Below are 1,529 nucleotides of genomic sequence, written 5' to 3'. Positions count from 1 at the left end.
TCAGACCGCTGACAAACCCGTCGATATTTTCGGCGGGTTTTGTGTTTGCGGATTGATGCTTTTGAGAAGGTGGCGTTTCGATTTTGTTGAAACGGCCTGATCTGCTCAGGCCATGCTTGGCTTTGGCGCCTTTGTGAGGGCCATTGCGATCTTCTTGATGTTCTGGGCGGCGGCAGCCAGCAGGCACTGGCATCTGACGCACACGAGACTTCGGAAGCGGGCGTATCGGTGACCGTGGAGTTGCTTGGCATCGGCAAAGGAGCGCTCGACCGTCTCCTTCCGCCGCTTGTAGATCGCCTTGCCCCAGGATGTCTTGCGGTGGGCGTCGGTGCGCTCGCGGGCATCTATCCAGACATGGCGGGTGATGGTGCGTTCGGCCTTGGCATTCGTCGTGCAGGAGGCAAGCAGCGGGCAGCCTGCGCAGATGCGGGGGTCGGAGCGGTAGTGCTTGTAGCCGTCGCGGTCGGTGGTGGCGTAGGTCAGCAGTTGCCCCTCGGGGCAGCGATAGCCGTCGGGCTCTGGCTCGTAGACGAATTTCGACTTGCGCATCATGCCGGGCCTGGGCGGCGTCGGGTTGCGGTAGCCGGTCACTCCAAGGATCCCTCTCACCTCCAGGCCGTTGGCAATCCCTGCCGTCGCATAGCCGGCATCCAGCCCGACGGCCCCGACATTGAAGTCGAAACGGGCGCGTTGCCGGTCCAGCCGGTCGAGATAGACGATGCTGTCATGCACGTTGGCCGGCGTCACATGTGTGTCGGTGATGATCGCATGCCGGCCATCGACGGTGCGATGGTCGAGATAAAAGAAGCCCTTCGGCTTGCCGTCGCGCACCATGTAGCCGCTGTCGGGATCCGTGCGGCTGACCTTGGTCTCTTTCACCTCAGGCGCGCGTTCCTTTTCCTTCAGAGGCTTCTGCCCGTGCAGCGCCCGCTCCGCATCGATCGCCCGGTCGAGATCGGCCCAGTAGTCGGAGCGCGACTTCTCCACCATCGCCAGATCGTACTTGCCCTTGTTGGCGTTCGCCTTCAGATGCGTGCTGTCGGTATAAAGCACCGTGCCATCCACAAGCCCGTGGCCTATCGCCTGCTCGACGATATGGTCGAAGATGTCCTGGGCAACCGACGTATCATTGAAGCGCCGACGCCGGTTCTGGCTGAGCGTCGAGGCGTCGAAGACCCCGTCCGTCAGCTTCATCCGCAAAAACCAGCGATAGGCGACATTCACCTCGATCTCGCGCACCAGCTGGCGCTCGGAGCGGATACCGAACAGGTAGCCGATGAACAGCGCCTTGAACATCAAGGTCGGATCCAGCGGCGGCCGCCCGTTGTCGGCGCAGTACAGGCCGGCGACGCGATCATGGATGAACGAGAAGTCGATCACCGCGTCGATCTTGCGAAGCAGGTGATCCCGGGGCACCAGACTGTCGAGCGTCACCATCTCGAGAGCCGTCTGTTCGGGAGCGGGTTTCTTCAACATGTCCCAGTGAATCATAAACCCCCAGCCAAGGCCAGGGGTTTGTCAGCAATCTG

Annotated in this window: 1 protein-coding gene; it reads right to left on the bottom strand. The window is 61.7% G+C overall.

From position 1 onward, the window contains the following. Positions 1-105: 105 nt before the first annotated feature. On the bottom strand, positions 106-1,476 hold the full coding sequence (locus QD409_RS35305; RefSeq protein ID WP_430765020.1) for an IS1182 family transposase: 1,371 nt from the start codon (positions 1,474-1,476) through the stop codon (positions 106-108). Positions 1,477-1,529: the final 53 nt, after the last annotated feature.

Source organism: Rhizobium sp. BR 315, from assembly GCF_050577975.1.
Classification (GTDB): Bacteria; Pseudomonadota; Alphaproteobacteria; order Rhizobiales; family Rhizobiaceae; genus Rhizobium; species Rhizobium miluonense.
Note: the sequence above shows the minus strand (reverse complement) of the source record. Positions and strands in the feature narration are given on the sequence as shown.

Bases quoted from the DNA above. Each gene is read 5' to 3' on its own strand.
- QD409_RS35305 (WP_430765020.1), bottom strand. From the start codon at position 1,476: ATGTTGAAGAAACCCGCTCCCGAACAGACGGCTCTCGAGATGGTGACG.